General features: G+C 43.5%; 2 tRNA genes. Both read right to left on the bottom strand.

Annotated features, from left to right (window positions below):
• Positions 1-29: 29 nt before the first annotated feature.
• Positions 30-114, bottom strand: a tRNA-Leu gene (locus WDB87_RS08465).
• A 68-nt stretch (positions 115-182) separates the two neighbouring features.
• Positions 183-257 (bottom strand) — tRNA-Gln (locus WDB87_RS08460).
• Between the last annotated feature and the right edge of the window lie 3 nt (positions 258-260).

Genomic DNA, 260 nt, shown 5'->3' with positions numbered 1-260 from the left:
GTTGATTATTTTAGTTCTTATCGAGAACATGGTGCGGAAGGAGAGACTTGAACTCTCACATCCTAAGATACTGGAACCTAAATCCAGCGCGTCTACCAATTCCGCCACTCCCGCATACATTGTTTATATTTAAACTCTTAACAGAGCAATTCTTTATGCAACGTTTCTTTGGTAGAAGAAGTTGGCTGGGATACCAGGATTTGAACCTGGGAATGCCAGGATCAAAACCTGGTGCCTTACCGCTTGGCGATATCCCAACA

Origin of the sequence: Pseudoalteromonas sp. C12FD-1 (assembly GCF_037414265.1) — a bacterium.
GTDB lineage: Bacteria > Pseudomonadota > Gammaproteobacteria > Enterobacterales > Alteromonadaceae > Pseudoalteromonas.
Note: the sequence above shows the minus strand (reverse complement) of the source record. Positions and strands in the feature narration are given on the sequence as shown.